The following is a 15,785-nucleotide window of genomic DNA, read 5'->3' on the forward strand; positions in this document are numbered from 1 at the left end:
GCGTCGGGCACCTCAGTCGATGCGGCGGCGCGGTGCCAGCGTCGGCTCGCCGCCGCGCAGGAACTCGCCCCGGCCGGCGCGGCCGTGGAAGGTCTGACCGTCCCAGACCACCTCGCCGCGGCTCAGCGTCAGGCCGGGCCAGGCCCGCAGCGTGCGGCCGGCGTAGGGCGTGTGGTCGACGGCGTGGTGCAGCATCGTGTTGTCGAGCGTGAAGGTGCGCTCGTCCCACACCACCAGGTCGGCATCGCTGCCGATCGCGATGGTGCCCTTGCGCGGGTGCAGGCCGTACGCCTTGGCCGGGTTGGTCGACGTCAGCTCGACGAAGCGGTTGAGCGTGATGCGCCCGCCCAGCACGCCTTCCGAATACAGCAGCGGCAGGCGTGTCTCGATGCCCGGGATGCCGTTGGGGATGTGGCGGAACGGGACTTCCTCGCCACCCGGCTTCTTGCCTTCCGGGCTGTCGAAGTTGAACGGCGCGTGGTCGGACGAGAACACCGTGAACAGCCCGTCGGCCAGCGCATTCCAGATCACCTGCTGGTTGCCGGCATCGCGTGGCGGCGGGCTGCAGACGCAGCGTGCGCCCTGGTAGCTGTCGTCGATGCCCAGGTCCTCGGCGCTCAGGAACAGGTACTGCGGGCAGGTCTCGGCATGCACCTGCAGGCCGTGCGCGCGGCCCCAGCGGATCTGCTCGACCGCCTCGCGGCCGGAGACGTGCACGATCAGGATCGGCACGTCGACCAGCTCGGCCAGCGCCATCGCGCGGTGGGTCGCCTCGCGTTCGACCAGCATCGGCCGGGCATGGGCGTGGTATCGCGGTGCGGTGCGGCCGGCCGCCTCCAGGCGCTGCGTCAGCCACTCGATGCAGTCGGCGTTCTCGGCGTGGATCATGGCCATCGCGCCGTGTTCGCGGGCGACGGCCAGCACGTCGAGCACCTGGCCGTCGTCGAGCTTCAGGTCGTCGTAGGTCATGTAGAGCTTGAACGAGCTGTAGCCGGCCGCGATCAGCGCGGGCAGTTCCTGCTTCAGCACCGTCGGCGTCGGGTCGCTGACGATCAGGTGGAAGGCGTAGTCGACATGGGCGCGGCCGTCGGCGCGGCGGTGGTAGTCGTCCACGGCGGCCTGCAGCGACTGGCCCTTGACCTGGGCAGCGAACGGGATGACGGTGGTCGTGCCGCCGCAGGCCGCGCTGCGCGTGCCGGTGTCGAAGTCGTCGGCCATGCGCACCGGCGGGGTCATCGGCTGGTCGAGGTGGCAATGGCCGTCGACCCCACCGGGCGTGACGGTGCGACCGGCCGCGTCGATCTCCTGACGGCCGGGCGGCAGGCCGCGTCCGAGCATCGCGATGCGGCCGTCGCGGATGCCGATGTCGGCGTCGAACACGTCGCTGGCGGTGGCCACGCGGGCGTGGCGGACCACGAGGTCGAAGTCGGTCGTCATGGGCGGGTGTCCCGTGGATGCGTGATCGGTGCCGGCGAGATCAGCGGATGCGCCGGCTGATGCCGGTCAGCTTCTCCATCACGACCATCAGGATCAGCGTGGCGAAGACCATCAGGCTGGCGACGGCGGCGATGCTCACGTCGAGCTTGCTCTCGAGGTCCTGCCACATGCGGATCGGCAGCATGTCGGTCTGCGCGTCGCGCAGGAACAGCGACACCGGCACGTTGTCGAACGAGGACATGAAGGTGATGAAGGCCCCGGCGGCAATGCCCGGCGCGATCAGCGGCAGCGTCACGCGGCGGAAGGTGTAGAGCCGGCCGGCGCCCAGGCTGGCCGAGCTTTCCAGCAGCACCGACGGCAGCTGCGCCAGCGCCGCGACGGTCGTGCGGATCACGTAGGGCACGCCGACGACGCTGTGGCCGATCACCAGCGTGGCCAGCGACAGGCCCACGCCGATGCGCGAGAAGTAGATCAGCGCGGCCAGCCCGAAGGCCAGTGCCGGCAGCACCAGCGGCGACATGAAGAAGCTGTCGAGCACACGCGCCATGGCGTGTTCGGAACGCGCGATGGCCAGTGCCGCCGGCACGCCCAGCAGCACCGCCAGCGTGGTCGCGGCGAGCGCCACCTTCAGGCTGTTGACGGCCGCGAACTGCAGCTGCCAGGCATCGACCAGCGCGTGGTACCAGCGCAGCGAATAGGCCGGCGGCGGGAACTTCAGCGAGTAGCCGTCGGAGAACGAGACGATGACGACCACCAGCGTGGGCGCCAGCAGCAGCGCGGCGGCCAGCAGCGCGAGGCCGCCAAGCAGGCCGTGCAGCGTGATCGTCGAGAGGTCGTGGCGGCGTGTGGACATGGTGGCGGTCGCAGGCTTTCCGGGATCAGGTCGTGGCGCGGCCGCGGCTCGCGCGGCCCAGCAGGTTGAGCACGCTGACGCAGCCCAGCACGGCGACCAGGAAGACCAGCGACAGCGCGGCGGCGAACGGCCAGTTCTGCAGCGACGAGGCCTGCTGGTAGATGTACATCGGCATGAACAGCATCTGCCCGCCGCCGATCAGCGACTGCGAGATGAAGGCCGTCACCGAGGCCGCGAAGGTCAGCAGCGCACCGGCCACGATGCCCGGCAGCGACAGCGGCAGCGTGATCAGCCCGAAGGTGCGCCAGGCGCTGGCCCCGAGCGCGGCCGAGGCCTGTTCAAGGTTCGGGTCGAGCTTCTGCAGCGCGGTGATCAGCGGCAGCACCATCAGCGGCAGCTGCACGTTGGCCAGCGCGACGACCAGGCCGCCGCGTGTGTAGAGCAGCTTGAGCGGCCCCTCGATCCAGCCCAGGTCGGCCAATGCCGTGTTGACGATGCCCTGCCGGCCGAGGATCACGACCCACGCGAAGGTGCGCACGACCACGCTGGTCAGCAGCGGCATGACGATCAGCAGCATCAGCAGCTGCTGCAGCCACGCGGGGCTGCGCACATGCGTCCACGCCAGCGCATAGCCCAGCAGCAGGCACAGGGCGGTGACCTGCACGCCCAGCCAGAGCGTGTCGGCCAGCACCGGCAGCGTGAAGCCGTCGGTCGCCACGCGCACGAACTGCTGCGCCCCCATGCCCGTCAGGCTGGTGTCGCTGTAGAGCGCGATCAGCACCAGCATCAGCAGCGGCGCCGCGAAGAACAGCAGGAACCAGCCCGCCAGCGGCGTGGCGAACCACAGGCTGGTGGTGGTGACGGGGGTGAGGCGCAGCGTCGTCATCGCGCGTCGCTCAAAGCTTGATTTCCTTGTTGAAGCGATCGATCCACGCGGGCCGTTGTTCGTTGATCTTCTTCCAGTCCTGGAACACGAACTTCTTCTTCATCTCGGCCTGGTCCTTGGCCAGCACCTTGGCGATCTCGCCTTCCATCTTGACCTTGCCGTGCGTGGGCACGACCAGGTAGGGCGACTGCATCAGGCGGGTCTGCACCTCGGGCGACAGCGCGGTGTCGATCAGCAGCGCGGCCAGCGCCTTGTTGGGCGAGTTCTTGACGATGTGGACGCTGGTCTTGAAGGCGATGGCGCCTTCCTTGGGCGCGACGAACTCGACCGGCACGCCACGCGCCTTGAGGATCTGGATGGCGTTGAAGTTGCCCGGGCTGATGTCGATCTGGCCCTGCTGGTAGAGCGCCGCCAGCGCGCCCGGGTTGGCCGCGACGGCCGCCAGGCTGGGCTTGAGTTCGGCGATCTTCTTGAAGGCCGGCTCGATGTTCGACTCGTTGCCGCCGTACATCCGCGCCAGCTCGACCATGAAGCCGGTGCCCAGCGTGGAGTTCATGTTGGTGATGCCGACGCGGCCCTTGTACTCGGGCTTCCAGAGGTCGGCCCACGAGGTCGGCGGCGTCTTGATCTTCTCGGGGTTGTAGGTCAGGCCCACCACCTGGAAGAACATCGCCGGACCGAGCGGGTCCTGCGCCTCGGCGATCAGGTCGCCGTAGTGCTTGCTCTGGGCCACCGGGAACGGTTCGACCAGGTCCTGCGCGATGGCGGTCAGCGCCGGACCCGGGTCGTGCAGCATCACGTCGATCGGCGGGTTGTTGCGCGCGGCGGTGACCTTGGCGATCTGGTCGACCGACAGCATCGGGTCGAGCAGCACCTCGTTGCCGGACTTGCGGAAGGCCGGCACGAGCACGTCGCGGTGGGCTTCCTCCCAACTGCCGGTGAAGGTCGCGAAGACCAGCTTGCGGGCCTGCGCGCGGGTCAGTTGCGGGAACAGCGTCATCGCGCTGAGGGTCAGCGCGGAGCCGAGCAGCGAGCGGCGGTCGAGGGTCATGGCGAGTCCTTGGACGTGGCGGTTGAGGAAGGGTGGCCGGAGTGACGGGGAGTGGCTCAGTCGATGAGCCTGTGCAGGTTCACGGTGCGGCGAACACGCTGACCGCCTCGGGCGCGACCGGCCGCACCCGCACCGGCGTGGCGACGGCGCGGGCCTGCGAGCCAGGGCTGCGCGGTTCGCTCAGCTTGATCGGCCGACCACTGCCGGTGCGCAGCTCGTGCACCAGCGTCGCGCCCAGCGCCATCCCGAGTTCGACGTGTGCGCCCAGCGTGCCCGGGTCGTCCGGCGAGGCGGCATCGAGGCGCAGGTTCTCGGGCCGCACGCAGGCGATCACCGCGCTGCCCGGCGCCATCGGCTGTTGCGGCGCACGCGCCTGCCAGAGCGCACCGCCGTCGTCGAGGCGGATCCAGGCCCGTTCGCCGTCGACGCCTTCGAGCCGCCCGGCCAGCACGTTGGCGCTGCCGACGAACTGGTTGACGAAGAAGGTCGCCGGCCGGTCATAGACCGTCTCGGGCGCGTCGAACTGTTCGAGCTTGCCGTGGCTCAGCACGGCGACGCGGTCGGCCATGCCGAGGGCCTCTTCCTGGTCGTGCGTGACGATCAGCGTGGTCGTGCCGGCGCTGCGCTGGATGCGCTTGATCTCGATCTGCATGTCCAGCCGCAGGCCCTTGTCGAGCGCCGAGAACGGCTCGTCGAGCAGCAGCACGCGCGGCTCGATCGCCAGCGCACGGGCCAGCGCGACGCGCTGCTGCTGGCCGCCCGACAGCTCGCGGGTCTGGCGCTGCGCCAGGTGGCCCATCTGCACCAGCTCCAGCATCTCGGCCACGCGCCGGCGGGCGGCGGCCTTGTCGGTGCCGCGTGCGGCCAGGCCGTAGCCGACGTTCTCGGCCACGCTCATGTGCGGGAACAGCGCGTAGTTCTGGAACACGATGCCGACGTCGCGCCGGTTCGGTGGCAGCTCGTCGATGCGGCGTCCGCCCACCACCACCTTGCCATCGGTCTGGGCGATGAAGCCGGCCACGATGCGCAACAGCGTGGTCTTGCCGCAGCCGCTCGGCCCGAGCAGCGCGACCAGCTCGCCGGCCTGCACTTCCAGGGTCACGTGGTCGACCGCCAGCGTCGAGCCGTAGCGGTGCACGATGTCGTCGAGGGTCAGCGTCTGACCGGCTTGTGGGGCGCTCATGCCGGCTGTTCTGCAACCGCCGTGCCAGTCGCCCATGACCACCTTGAAGACCGTTTTGTATCCAATCTGTGGAAGCCGTCCTGCAGCGTCACCACGAGAGATAACGCCGATGGAATCGGACTTGCATTCCGGCGTGACCGGAACGGCGGTTGGCGCGTTTGTCCGGCGTGACCGCACCGTTCTGGATACAAAACCGGACCCGCCTTGGTGCGGACCGCGCCGACCTGGAGCCCCGCGATGAACCCGTCCTTCCCCGATCTGCCGCTGCACCGCTGGCCGGCCCGTGCGCTGGCCGCCGCCGTGCGCGCCGGCCGACTCAGCGCCGAGGCCATCGCGCAGGCGCAAAACGCCCGGCTGGCCGACTGGCAACCGCGCCTGAACGCCTTCGTCGACCATGACCCGGCGCTCGTGCTGGCCGAGGCCCGCGCGGTCGACGCCCGGCTGGCCGCTGGCGAGGACCTGCCGCTGGCGGGCGTGCCGTTCACGGTCAAGGACAACCTGTGGATCGGCGGCCGGCCGGCCACCTTCGGCTCGAAGGCCTTTGCCGACTTCGTCGCGCCGCAGGACTCGTGGTGCGTGGCGCGGCTGCGCGAACTGGGCGGGGTCGCACTGGGTGTCACGGCCTGTTCGGAGTTCGCCTGCAAGGGCATCACCGCGACGCCGCTGCATGGCGTGACGCGCAACCCGTGGGACCTGGCGCGCACGCCGGGCGGCTCGTCCGGCGGCGCGGTGGCCGCGCTGGCCGCCGGCATCGGCGCGCTCGCGCTGGCCACCGATGCGGGCGGATCGACGCGCCGCCCGGCCGCCCACACCGGCCTGGTCGGCATGAAGCCGACGCTCGGGCGGGTACCGAACCCGTGGGGCTTCGACGACCCGAACCACCTGCTGTCGGTGATCGGCCAGCTCGGCCGCGACGTCGAGGACGTGGCCTGGATGCTGGACCTTCTCAGCGCCTGGGCGCCGGCCGATCCGCTGTCGTCGCCGGCCTTCGCGACGTCCGACCTGCTGACCGCGCTGAAGGACCCGCTGCCGCCGCTGCGGCTGGCCTGGTCGCCGGGCCTGGGCTGCGGCTACCCGATCGACGCCGACGTGCTGGCGACGCTGGAGGCGGCCATCGAGCGCCTGCGCGGTGCCGGCTGGCACATCGAGCGGGCCGACCCGGCCTGGCCCGAGGCGGCGCGCGAGTACCCGCTGATCGCCTTGCAGCAGGCCGGACTGGCGCAGCTGCACGGCGAACGCTGGCGGCGCGAACCGGAGGTGTTCGACCCCGACATCGGCGCGCAGATCGAGCTGGGGCTGGGCCTGAGCGGCACCCGCATCGCCGAGGTGCTGCGGCTGCGCGAGCAGATCCACCACCGCTTCGAGGCCCTGTTCGCCGACCACGACGCGCTGCTGTGCCCGGTCTCGCCGGTCGAGGCCTGGGCGCTCGGCTCGCTCGGCCCGGCCGCGATCGGCGGCCTGCCGGCGGGGCCGCGTAGCCATGCGGCGTTCACGCCGTGGTTCAACTACGCCGGGCTGCCGGCCCTGTCGCTGCCGTGCGGCGTCGGCCGGCAAGGTCTGCCGGTGGGCCTGCAGATCGCCGCACCGCGCTTCCGCGACGACCTCGTGCTGCGGCTGGCCTGGCAGGCCGAACAGGTGCTGGGGCCGCAGCCGGCGTGTCCGGCGCTGGACGAGGACACGGGCTCGGCAAGGCCGGGCTGATCAACCCAGCAGGACGGTCGCCAGGTCGTCGTCATCGGCCGCATCGGCTGCGTCGGCCGGGCCGTCGTCGGGCATCAGGCCGAGCGCCTGGGCGATGTGGGCGAGGTGGTGGTCCATCAGCTGGCAGGCCAGCGCGGCGTCGCCGGCCTCGATCGCGTCGATCAGGCGGGTGTGTTCGTCGTTCGGGCAGGCGGCGGCGGTGGGCGCCTCGAAGCTCAGGATGGCCAGGCAGGTCAGCGGGGTCAGCTCGCGCATCATGCGGTGCGAGATGCCGCTGCCGCTGAGCTCGGCCAGCAGCACGTGGAACTCGCCGGACAGCCGCACGGCGGTGCGCCGGTCGCCACGCGCATGGGCCTGGTGTTCGCGTTCGACCAGCGCCCGCAGCCGCCGCACGGCGTCACGGGCCTGGCCTTGCGCCAGCCGGCGCAGCAGGCGCCGGACGATGCCGGGTTCGAGCGTGCGGCGGACCTCCAGCACGTCAAGCGCCTCGGCGGCGCTGGGCGTGGTGACGAAGGCGCCGCGGTTCGGGATCAGCGTGACCAGCTGCTCGACCGCGAGCCGCTGCAGCACGCCGCGCACCTGCGTGCGACTGACGTGGAACAGCTCGGCCACGCGCTCCTCGGTCAGCTTGGTGCCGGGCAGCAGCCGGTGCTCCACGATCGCCGTGTAGATGCGGGCGTGGATGTCGTCCTTGGACGCGGCGGCGGCCGTGCGGCGCGGGCGGCCGGCGAGGGGGGTCAGTGACATGGCGCCTGCATTTGAGCAAACGCCATGCCGATGCCCAAGTTCAGGCAGTGCCCGGCGCGGCAGCCGGGCGATCGGGCCGGATCAGCGCGCGGCGGCGGTGCTGATCGGCTCGACCGGGGCATCGGTCCAGACCACGCTGGCGGGCGGCTGGACGATGAAGGTGTTGGCGTCGATGCCGGCCGGCGTCTTCTTCTGCTGGTCGCGCGGCTGCGTGGCCGGGTGGCTGAAGGGCAGCGCGGCCTCGGCCGGGGCGCTGGCCATGGCCAGCAGGGCGGTGGCGGAGATCGCGGCGAACAGCGTGGCGGCGGCGAGGTGCTTCGTGGACATGGCGGTTCCTTCGTGGAGAACGGTGGAATGGACGCGAGGCAGTCATGTTGCATCGCAGCATGACTAGTGTAAACCCTAGGTTTTGGCGGAAAAACTGACCTCCCCCAAACCCGTGTCCGGATCCGGAAAAAGCGCACGAACGCATCGGAAGGGGTCATCGACAGGCCCGGCCGTCACAATCGCGCTCCGACGCGCGGCCACCGGCCGTGGCGGTGGCCACTCCCTGGAACCCCCATGTCCTTCGCCTCGCTGGGCCTCGCGCCCGATCTGCTGCAAGCCCTTGCCGACGACGGCCTGCGCGTGCCGACCCCCGTCCAGGCGCTCGCGATCCCGGCCGTGCTGCGCGGCGACGACCTGCTGTGCCGGGCGCCGACCGGATCGGGCAAGACGCTGGCCTATGCGCTGCCGCTGCTGCAGGGTCTGCAGGTCTCGCGCCGGCCCTGGCCGCGTCGCACCCAGGCGCTGGTGCTGCTGCCCACGCGTGAGCTGGCCCAGCAGGTCGGCGGCGTGATCGAGGCGCTGGCCCGGCGCCTGCCGGACGCGCCCAAGGTCGTCACCGCGATCGGCGGGGTGTCGATCAACCCGCAGCTGATGGCGCTGCGCGGCGGCGCCGAGGTGGTGGTGGCCACGCCCGGCCGGCTGCTCGACCTGCTCGACCACAACGGCCTGCGGCTGCAGGCGCTGTCGGTGCTGGTGCTCGACGAGGCCGACCGCCTGCTCGACCTCGGTTTCGCCGAGGAATGGGCCGCGATCCGCAGCCGCCTGCCGCCGCTGCGCGCCCGGGCCGATGGCCGCACGCTGCAGCAGCTGCTGTTCTCGGCCACGCTGGACGAGGCGGTGCGCGGCCTGGCCGATGCGCTGCTGCAGCGCCCGGCGCGCGTCGACCTGAGCGACGCGACGGCCGGTGCCGCCGCCATCGAGCCCGGCCAGCCGGCGCCTGTCTCGCTGCCGCACCCGGACATCCAGCAGCGCGCGATCGTGGTCGACACGACCCGCCGCACCGGTGCGCTGCGCCGGCTGCTGACCGATCACCCGGAGTGGGATGCCGTGCTGGTCTTCGTCGGCACCCGCATGGCCACCGAGCGGGTGGCTCACAAGCTGAGCCTGGAAGGCTTCGACGCGGCGCCGCTGCACGGCGAGATGAGCCAGGGCGGTCGCGATGCCGTGCTGGCCGACTTCCGCCTCAAGCGCCTGCGCGTGCTGGTGACGACCGACCTGGCCGCGCGCGGGCTCGACATCGCCGGCCTGCCGCTGGTCGTCAACTACGACCTGCCGCGCGCGGCCGCCGACCACGTGCACCGCATCGGCCGCACCGGCCGGGGCGGCGCGGCCGGCACCGCGATCAGCTTCGTGACGCCGGCCGGCGAGGCCCACTTCCGCCTGATCGAGAAGCGCCAGCAGCAGCGCGTGCCGCGCGAGGTGCTGCCCGGCTTCGAGCCGACCGAGGTGGCACCGCCGCCGCCGGTCGACGGGACCGGAGGCATCAAGGGCCGGCGCCCGAGCAAGAAGGACAAGGCACGTGCGGCTGCAGTGGCTGCAGCGGCGGCGGACAAGTCGAGCTGACCCCTTCCGTGCAACCCCCAGATGGGCCGACAGCCTGTCGCAAGGGTGGGGCGGAACCGGGTAGGCGACCCCTGTTCAAGGGCATCCGGGCTCGCGTAGAAATGAAAAGGACGCGCTTGCGTTTTCTTCACCAACCCCGGGAGCCTGACCATGTCCGACCTGTCCGACACCCCTCGCCGCCTGACCTCCGCCGACTTCGATCCGGCCGTCCTGAAGCTGTTCGACCAGTACGTGCATGGCCTGCTCGATCGGCGCGGCTTCCTCGACCAGGCCGGCCGCTACGCGGCGGTCGCCGGCACGACCTCGGCGGCGCTGCTGGCCGCCCTGAGCCCTGATTTCGCCCGCGCCCAGCAGGTCGCGCCCAACGACGGCCGCATCAGGACGGAAACCGTGACGATCGCGTCGCCGAACGGCTCGGGCTCGATCAAGGCCTACGTGACCCGCCCGGCCAACGCCAGCGGCACGCTGCCGGTGATCCTCGTCGTGCACGAGAACCGCGGCCTGAACCCGCACATCGAGGACATCGCGCGGCGTCTGGCGCTGGACAACTTCATCGCCGTCGCGCCCGATGCGCTGACCGCCCTGGGCGGCTATCCCGGCGACGAGGACAAGGCCCGCGAAGCCTTCGGCAAGCTCGACCAGGCCAAGATCCGGCAGGACTTCCTGGCGGCAGCCGCCTGGACCCGCAGCGTCGCCGGCAGCAACGGCAAGCTCGGCAGCGTCGGCTTCTGCTACGGCGGCGGCATGGTGAACTTCCTGGCCACGCAACTGCCCGACCTGGTCGCCGGCGCACCCTTCTACGGCCCGCAGCCGGCGGCCGACCAGGTGGCGAAGATCAAGGCCGAGCTGCTGATCATCTACGCCGAGAACGACGAGCGCATCAACGCCGGCTGGCCGGCCTACGAGACCGCGCTGAAGGCGGCCGGCGTGCGCCACGTCGCCCAGGTCTACCCCGGCACGCAGCACGGCTTCAACAACGACACCACGCCGCGCTACGACGCCAAGGCCGCCGCACAGGCGTGGACGGCGACGCTGGCGCTGTTCAACCGCACGCTGCGCGCCTGAGGGCCGCCGATCAGGTCGGCTGGATCACGCCACGCCGGACCTGATCGCGCTCCATCGACTCGAACAGGGCCTTGAAGTTGCCCTCGCCGAAACCTTCATCGGCCTTGCGTTCGATGAACTCGAAGAAGACCGGGCCCAGCAGCGTCTGGCTGAAGATCTGCAACAGCAGCCGCTTCTGGCCCCCGGTGGTCGAGCCGTCCATCAGGATGCCGCGTGCCTGCAGCTCGGCCACCGGTTCGCCGTGGCCGGGCAGGCGCTCTTCCAGCATCTCGTAGTAGATGTCGTTGGGGGCGGTCATCAGCGGGATGCCGGCCATCTGCAGCGCGTCGACCGTCTCGATCAGGTTGGCGGTCGACAGCGCCACGTGCTGGATGCCCTCGCCGTTGAACTGCATCAGGAATTCCTCGATCTGGCCGGCGCCCTTGCCCGATTCCTCGTTCAGCGGGATGCGGATCAGCCCGTCCGGCGCGGTCATCGCGCGGCTGGTCAGGCCGGTGTATTCGCCCTGGATGTCGAAGTAGCGGATCTCGCGGAAGTTGAACAGCCGCTCGTAGTACGCGCCCCAGAACGCCATGCGGCCCCGGTAGACGTTGTGCGTCAGGTGGTCGATCTGCTGCAGGCCGTGGCCGACCGGGCGGCGCGGCACGCCGTCGATGAACTCGAAGTCGATGTCGTAGATGGACTTGCCGTCCTCGAAGCGGTCGATCAGATAAAGGGGCGCACCGCCGATGCCCTTGATCGCCGGAAGGCGCAGCTCCATCGGGCCGGTCGGGATCTCGATCGGCTGGGCGCCGAGTTCGAGTGCCCGCGCGTAGGCCTTGTGCGAGTCCTTGACCCGGAAGGCCAGCCCGCAGGCGCTCGGGCCGTGTTCGGCGGCGAAGTAGCCGGCCAGGCTACGCGGCTCGCGGTTGACGATGAAGTTGATGCCGCCCTGGCGGTACAGCAGCACGTCCTTGCTGCGGTGACGGGCCACCAGCGTGAAGCCCATGCGCTCGAACAGCGGCTCCAGCAGGTCGGGCGTGGGCGAGGCGAACTCGACGAACTCGAAGCCCATCAGGCCCATCGGGTTGTCGAGCGGGGCGGGGGCGGAAACAGGCGAAGAGACGGAAACAGGCGAAGAGACGGAAACGGACATGACGTCCTCCATGGCAGTCGGATCGGGAAGGATCGGAACGGGAACAGCCGGTGCGCGCGGGCACCGGCGGATCGGCAGGCTCAGGCCGGAAAGGCCGAGGGGGCCGAGGGGGCCGGCGGCGCGCACGGACGACCCCGCACGCTGCGCGCGAGGTGCATGCCGACGATCAGCCGCTGTTCGTTCATGGAAGGACGTGGGGAGGTCACGGACCGCAGAGGAAGCGCACCAGTCTATCGGCCCGACCGGCACTTGACCATCGAGAATCGCCGCCATGACGCCCGAACAGATCGACCAGCGCCTGACCGACCTCGAGGTCAAGCTCAGCTACACCGAGGACCTGGTGGAGCATCTCAACACCGTCGTCATCGAGCAGGCCCGCCAGATCGACCTGCTGGTGCGCGAGCTGACGCGGCTGCGCCGGCAGGCCGAGGACAGCACCACGGCACCCGGCGTGCGCAGCCTGCGCGACGAACTGCCGCCGCATTACTGATCGACGGGGCCTGACGATGACCGAGACCGAGCTGAAGTTCCAGATCCCGTCGTCGCAGCTCGACGGCGTGCGACAGGCCATGAGCGGCCCGGACGCGCAGGTGGTCCGGCTGCGGGCGCGCTACTTCGACACGCCCGACCGCCGCCTGGCCGGCGCCGCGATGGCGCTGCGGCTGCGGCTGGAGGGCGAGCGCTGGGTGCAGACGCTCAAGGGCCGTGGTGACGGCCTGATGCAGCGGCTCGAACACGAGGTCGTGCTCGACGGCCTCGCGGCGGGACAGGCGCCCGCGCTGGACCTGTCGCACCACGACGGCACGCCCGCCGGCACGGCCTTGCGCCGCGCGCTGGGCGATGCGGCCGACACGCTGGCCTGCCGCTACGAGACCGACGTGACGCGCACGCTCGACCGCATCGAACACGGCGGCGCCACCATCGAACGCGCGCTGGACCTCGGCGAGATCCGCGCCGGTGCGGCCCGCTGGCCGCTGCAGGAACTGGAGTTCGAGCTGAAGGACGGCCCCGTGCAGGGCCTGCTGGCCTGCGCCGACGCGGCGGTCGCTCGTCATGGCCTGTGGCTCGATGTGCGCAGCAAGGCCGAACGCGGCGAGCGCCTCGCCAGCCAGGTCGTCATCGGGCCGGCCCATCCGGCCCCGGCAGCGGATGCCCCGTTGCCATCGCAGCTGGCGGCCCTGCTGGCCAACATCGCCGATCTGGCCGATCCGCGCTGCGCCGGTCAGCCCCTGTCAGCGCATCAGGCCCAGGCGCGCGCCGGGCTGCTGGCGCTGCGCATCGACGTCGATCACCTCGACCACCTGCGCGAAGCCGCCACGCAGTCGCTGTGGCTCGCGTTGATCGGCCGGATGGTGGATCCGGCCTGAGCCTAGAAAGACGACGGCCCCTGGCTCATGCGATGAGCCAGGGGCCGTGTGGTCCGGCGAGGCACCCGTTCAGGGGCGCCGGGAACGCGCCTCAGCCGTTCACTTGCTGGCGGCCGGTGCCGCAGCGGCCGGTGCCGCGGCGTCGTGCATCTTGTCGTGGCCCTTGGCCTTCTTGTGGTGGGCAGCCTTCTTGTGCATGGCGCCCGAGGCGGCCGGTTCAGCAGCGGTGGCGGCGACCGGGGTCGTCGCGGCAACGGGAGCAGCCGGCGCGATGGCCGCGGGCTTGGCGTTCTGCGCGTGCGCCGAGGTCAGGGCGGCGGCCAGCAGCGTGGCGAAGGCGAAGGACTTGGCGAAGGTGGAGGCTTGGGTCATGGTGGGTTCCGATGTCAACGAGATTCGCGAATGCTCCGACTCTCCTGAGCGGACTCGGCCATCGCCGGGTCTGCATCCACAACGAGGGCTGGAAAGCCGTCGTTGACGGTCGCCGGGCGGCTTCATCCTGGCCTCACACAGCGGCTTCGGCCGGCCTGACGGGGGCCCTATGCTGGCGGCGCCCGCCGACATCCGACGGCCACGCCTCGAACCGCCATGCTCGCCATCCAGACCCTGCTCGTCTTCTTCGCCGCCTCCGCCGCGCTGGCCATCGCGCCGGGGCCGGACAACCTGTTCGTGCTGACCCAGTCGGCGCTGCACGGCCGGCGTGCCGGCTGGCTGGTGACGCTGGGCCTGTGCAGCGGCCTGATCGTGCACACCAGCGCGGTCGCGCTGGGCGTGGCGGCGGTCTTCCAGACGTCGGCGCTGGCCTTCGACCTGCTGAAGTGGGTCGGCGCGGCCTACCTGGTCTGGCTGGCGTGGGGCGCCTGGCGCGCCGGCGCGAGCGCGCTGCCCGAGGGCGAACGCACGCCGCTGGGCGCGCGGGCGCTCTACCTGCGCGGCATCGTGATGAACGTGACCAACCCGAAGGTGGCGATCTTCTTCCTGGCCTTCCTGCCGCAGTTCGCCGACCCGTCGCGCGGGCCCGTGGCGGGGCAGATCCTGGTGCTGGGCGGCGCCTTCATGCTCGCCGCGCTGCTGGTGTTCGGCACCATCGCCTGGGCCGCCGGCCACATCGGCGGCTGGCTGCGCGGCTCGCCACGCGCCCAGGTCGTGATGAACCGCATCGCCGCCGGCGTGTTCGTCGCGCTGGCCGGGCGCCTGGCGCTCAGCAGTCGCTGAATGCCGACGCCACACCACGCACACCGATCCCTGCTTCCAGACCGAAAGGACCCCCGATGGGCTTCACCGACGCCGTCCGCACCTGCTTCGTCAAGTACGCCGACTTCAAGGGCCGCGCCAGCCGCCCCGAGTTCTGGTGGTGGGCACTGTTCAACCTGGTCGCATCGATCGTCATGATGATCCTGGGCGACCGGCTGTCGCTGGCTTTCGCGATCGCGACGCTGCTGCCCTACGCCGCCGTGGCGACGCGCCGCTTGCACGACGTCGACCTCAGCGGCTGGGCCCAGCTGATCGGCCTGATCCCGGTGATCGGCTGGATCCTCATGGCGGTCTGGCTGGCGCGCGCAGGCACGCCGGGGCCGAATCGCTACGGCCCCGCACCGGCCTGATCAGGCCAGCGCCTGCTTCACCGCATCCGCCAGCGTCGTCGTCGGGCGACCGATCAGGCGCGACAGGGCGCGGCCTTCGTCGAGCAGCACGCCCTTGGTGATCTCGAAGTCCCACTCGGCCAGCGCAGCGGCCAGCCAGCCCGGAAGGCCGAAGCTGGCCAGCGCGGCGGCGTAGTCGGCCTGCGGCAGGTCCTTGTAGGGGATGTCCTTGCCGCTCTGGCGTCCGATCTCGGCGGCCAGGTCGGCCAGCGTGTAGGCCACGTCGCCACCCAGTTCGTAGGTCTTGCCTTCGTGGCCGCTGCCGGTCAGCACGGCGACGGCGGCGGCGGCGTAGTCGGCACGGGCCGCGCCGGAGATGCGACCGTTGCCGGCGCTGCCGATGAAGGCACCGGCGCCGACCGCGCCCTTGGCCGAGACGGTGTGGTTCTCGATGTACCAGCTGTTGCGCAGCAGCGTGTGCGGGATGCCCGACGCGCGCAGCATCGACTCGGTCTCGCGGTGTTCGGCGGCCAGGCTCAGCGTCGACGTGTCGGCGTGCAGCAGGCTGGTGTAGACGATGCGGCCGACGCCAGCGGCCTTGGCCGCGTCGATCACGGCGCGGTGTTGCGCGGTGCGCTGGCCGACTTCGCTCGACGAGATCAGCAGCAGCGTGTCGACGCCCGCCAGCGCGGCCGGCAGGGGCTCCGGACGGCTGTAGTCGGCTTCGCGGGCGGCAACGCCCAGGTCGGCCGCCTTGGACGGCGTGCGCACCAGCGCAACGATCTCGCTGGCCGGCACCTTGGCCTTGAGTTGTTCGACGACAAGGCGGCCGAGCTGGCCGGTGGCACCGGTGATGGCGATGGTCATGATGTGAGGTCCTGCACTTG

The 15,785-nt window shown here is 71.2% G+C and carries 17 protein-coding genes; 7 read left to right on the top strand and 10 right to left on the bottom strand.

The window, feature by feature from the left end:
* Positions 1 to 12: 12 nt before the first annotated feature.
* From hydA to ACWA7K_RS17805, 5 genes are all read right to left on the bottom strand, one after another.
* The gene (hydA, locus tag ACWA7K_RS17785) at positions 13 to 1,437 is read right to left on the bottom strand and encodes a dihydropyrimidinase (RefSeq protein ID WP_456162791.1); all 1,425 of its coding nucleotides are present in this window, start codon (positions 1,435 to 1,437) and stop codon (positions 13 to 15) included.
* 40 nt (positions 1,438 to 1,477) lie between these two features.
* Positions 1,478 to 2,290, bottom strand: a complete 813-nt coding sequence (locus tag ACWA7K_RS17790; protein ID WP_456162793.1) for an ABC transporter permease — start codon at positions 2,288 to 2,290, stop codon at positions 1,478 to 1,480.
* Between the two features lie 25 nt (positions 2,291 to 2,315).
* Positions 2,316 to 3,176: an ABC transporter permease gene (locus ACWA7K_RS17795; protein ID WP_456162795.1), complete on the bottom strand. Its 861-nt coding sequence runs from the start codon at positions 3,174 to 3,176 to the stop codon at positions 2,316 to 2,318.
* Positions 3,177 to 3,186: 10 nt separating this feature from the next.
* Positions 3,187 to 4,227 (bottom strand): ABC transporter substrate-binding protein, encoded by a 1,041-nt coding sequence (locus ACWA7K_RS17800; RefSeq protein ID WP_456162797.1) that lies wholly within the window; start codon positions 4,225 to 4,227, stop codon positions 3,187 to 3,189.
* A gap of 79 nt (positions 4,228 to 4,306) precedes the next feature.
* Positions 4,307 to 5,410, bottom strand: coding sequence for an ABC transporter ATP-binding protein (locus tag ACWA7K_RS17805; protein ID WP_456162799.1), 1,104 nt, complete (start codon positions 5,408 to 5,410; stop codon positions 4,307 to 4,309).
* Positions 5,411 to 5,647: 237 nt separating this feature from the next.
* Here ACWA7K_RS17805 and ACWA7K_RS17810 point away from each other — a divergent pair, with 237 nt between their 5' ends.
* Positions 5,648 to 7,111, top strand: a complete 1,464-nt coding sequence (locus ACWA7K_RS17810; RefSeq protein ID WP_456162801.1) for an amidase — start codon at positions 5,648 to 5,650, stop codon at positions 7,109 to 7,111.
* Here ACWA7K_RS17810 and ACWA7K_RS17815 read toward each other — a convergent pair whose 3' ends face one another.
* Entirely contained in the window at positions 7,112 to 7,858 is a 747-nt protein-coding gene (locus ACWA7K_RS17815; protein ID WP_456162803.1) for a GntR family transcriptional regulator, read from the bottom strand.
* An 81-nt stretch (positions 7,859 to 7,939) separates the two neighbouring features.
* The gene (locus ACWA7K_RS17820) at positions 7,940 to 8,185 is read right to left on the bottom strand and encodes a hypothetical protein (protein WP_456162805.1); all 246 of its coding nucleotides are present in this window, start codon (positions 8,183 to 8,185) and stop codon (positions 7,940 to 7,942) included.
* Positions 8,186 to 8,419: 234 nt separating this feature from the next.
* Between ACWA7K_RS17820 and ACWA7K_RS17825 the strand changes: the two genes are divergently transcribed.
* Together ACWA7K_RS17825 and ACWA7K_RS17830 are read left to right on the top strand one after the other, a co-directional pair.
* Positions 8,420 to 9,748 carry a DEAD/DEAH box helicase gene (locus tag ACWA7K_RS17825; protein ID WP_456162807.1) on the top strand — a complete coding sequence of 443 codons (1,329 nt, stop codon included), beginning with the start codon at positions 8,420 to 8,422 and terminating at the stop codon, positions 9,746 to 9,748.
* Positions 9,749 to 9,898: 150 nt separating this feature from the next.
* The gene (locus ACWA7K_RS17830; RefSeq protein ID WP_456162809.1) at positions 9,899 to 10,813 is read left to right on the top strand and encodes a dienelactone hydrolase family protein; all 915 of its coding nucleotides are present in this window, start codon (positions 9,899 to 9,901) and stop codon (positions 10,811 to 10,813) included.
* Positions 10,814 to 10,823: 10 nt separating this feature from the next.
* Here ACWA7K_RS17830 and hppD read toward each other — a convergent pair whose 3' ends face one another.
* Complete coding sequence (gene hppD / locus ACWA7K_RS17835; protein ID WP_456162811.1) at positions 10,824 to 11,876, bottom strand: 4-hydroxyphenylpyruvate dioxygenase; 1,053 nt, start codon at positions 11,874 to 11,876, stop codon at positions 10,824 to 10,826.
* 343 nt (positions 11,877 to 12,219) lie between these two features.
* On the opposite strand from hppD, the gene ACWA7K_RS17840 reads away from it, so the two are divergent.
* Positions 12,220 to 12,438 carry a SlyX family protein gene (locus tag ACWA7K_RS17840; RefSeq protein ID WP_456162813.1) on the top strand — a complete coding sequence of 73 codons (219 nt, stop codon included), beginning with the start codon at positions 12,220 to 12,222 and terminating at the stop codon, positions 12,436 to 12,438.
* A gap of 16 nt (positions 12,439 to 12,454) precedes the next feature.
* Positions 12,455 to 13,315, top strand: coding sequence for a CYTH domain-containing protein (locus tag ACWA7K_RS17845; protein ID WP_456162815.1), 861 nt, complete (start codon positions 12,455 to 12,457; stop codon positions 13,313 to 13,315).
* Positions 13,316 to 13,414: 99 nt separating this feature from the next.
* Here ACWA7K_RS17845 and ACWA7K_RS17850 read toward each other — a convergent pair whose 3' ends face one another.
* Positions 13,415 to 13,687: a hypothetical protein gene (locus ACWA7K_RS17850; RefSeq protein ID WP_456162817.1), complete on the bottom strand. Its 273-nt coding sequence runs from the start codon at positions 13,685 to 13,687 to the stop codon at positions 13,415 to 13,417.
* Between the two features lie 216 nt (positions 13,688 to 13,903).
* Between ACWA7K_RS17850 and ACWA7K_RS17855 the strand changes: the two genes are divergently transcribed.
* Both ACWA7K_RS17855 and ACWA7K_RS17860 read left to right on the top strand, forming a co-directional pair.
* On the top strand, positions 13,904 to 14,530 hold the full coding sequence (locus tag ACWA7K_RS17855; protein WP_456162819.1) for a LysE family translocator: 627 nt from the start codon (positions 13,904 to 13,906) through the stop codon (positions 14,528 to 14,530).
* Positions 14,531 to 14,586: 56 nt separating this feature from the next.
* Positions 14,587 to 14,919: a DUF805 domain-containing protein gene (locus ACWA7K_RS17860; RefSeq protein ID WP_456162821.1), complete on the top strand. Its 333-nt coding sequence runs from the start codon at positions 14,587 to 14,589 to the stop codon at positions 14,917 to 14,919.
* Here ACWA7K_RS17860 and ACWA7K_RS17865 read toward each other — a convergent pair whose 3' ends face one another.
* The gene (locus tag ACWA7K_RS17865) at positions 14,920 to 15,765 is read right to left on the bottom strand and encodes an SDR family oxidoreductase (protein WP_456162823.1); all 846 of its coding nucleotides are present in this window, start codon (positions 15,763 to 15,765) and stop codon (positions 14,920 to 14,922) included.
* Positions 15,766 to 15,785 lie beyond the last annotated feature (20 nt).

Source organism: Leptothrix mechoopdaensis (SeqCode) (assembly GCF_053893855.1).

Bases quoted from the DNA above. Each gene is read 5' to 3' on its own strand.
- ACWA7K_RS17825 (WP_456162807.1), top strand. From the start codon at position 8,420: ATGTCCTTCGCCTCGCTGGGCCTCGCGCCCGATCTGCTGCAAGCCCTT.
- ACWA7K_RS17840 (WP_456162813.1), top strand. From the start codon at position 12,220: ATGACGCCCGAACAGATCGACCAGCGCCTGACCGACCTCGAGGTCAAG.
- ACWA7K_RS17815 (WP_456162803.1), bottom strand. From the start codon at position 7,858: ATGTCACTGACCCCCCTCGCCGGCCGCCCGCGCCGCACGGCCGCCGCC.
- ACWA7K_RS17860 (WP_456162821.1), top strand. From the start codon at position 14,587: ATGGGCTTCACCGACGCCGTCCGCACCTGCTTCGTCAAGTACGCCGAC.
- ACWA7K_RS17790 (WP_456162793.1), bottom strand. From the start codon at position 2,290: ATGTCCACACGCCGCCACGACCTCTCGACGATCACGCTGCACGGCCTG.
- ACWA7K_RS17855 (WP_456162819.1), top strand. From the start codon at position 13,904: ATGCTCGCCATCCAGACCCTGCTCGTCTTCTTCGCCGCCTCCGCCGCG.
- ACWA7K_RS17810 (WP_456162801.1), top strand. From the start codon at position 5,648: ATGAACCCGTCCTTCCCCGATCTGCCGCTGCACCGCTGGCCGGCCCGT.
- ACWA7K_RS17805 (WP_456162799.1), bottom strand. From the start codon at position 5,410: ATGAGCGCCCCACAAGCCGGTCAGACGCTGACCCTCGACGACATCGTG.
- ACWA7K_RS17850 (WP_456162817.1), bottom strand. From the start codon at position 13,687: ATGACCCAAGCCTCCACCTTCGCCAAGTCCTTCGCCTTCGCCACGCTG.
- hydA (WP_456162791.1), bottom strand. From the start codon at position 1,437: ATGACGACCGACTTCGACCTCGTGGTCCGCCACGCCCGCGTGGCCACC.
- ACWA7K_RS17845 (WP_456162815.1), top strand. From the start codon at position 12,455: ATGACCGAGACCGAGCTGAAGTTCCAGATCCCGTCGTCGCAGCTCGAC.
- ACWA7K_RS17820 (WP_456162805.1), bottom strand. From the start codon at position 8,185: ATGTCCACGAAGCACCTCGCCGCCGCCACGCTGTTCGCCGCGATCTCC.
- ACWA7K_RS17795 (WP_456162795.1), bottom strand. From the start codon at position 3,176: ATGACGACGCTGCGCCTCACCCCCGTCACCACCACCAGCCTGTGGTTC.
- hppD (WP_456162811.1), bottom strand. From the start codon at position 11,876: ATGGGCCTGATGGGCTTCGAGTTCGTCGAGTTCGCCTCGCCCACGCCC.
- ACWA7K_RS17865 (WP_456162823.1), bottom strand. From the start codon at position 15,765: ATGACCATCGCCATCACCGGTGCCACCGGCCAGCTCGGCCGCCTTGTC.
- ACWA7K_RS17800 (WP_456162797.1), bottom strand. From the start codon at position 4,227: ATGACCCTCGACCGCCGCTCGCTGCTCGGCTCCGCGCTGACCCTCAGC.
- ACWA7K_RS17830 (WP_456162809.1), top strand. From the start codon at position 9,899: ATGTCCGACCTGTCCGACACCCCTCGCCGCCTGACCTCCGCCGACTTC.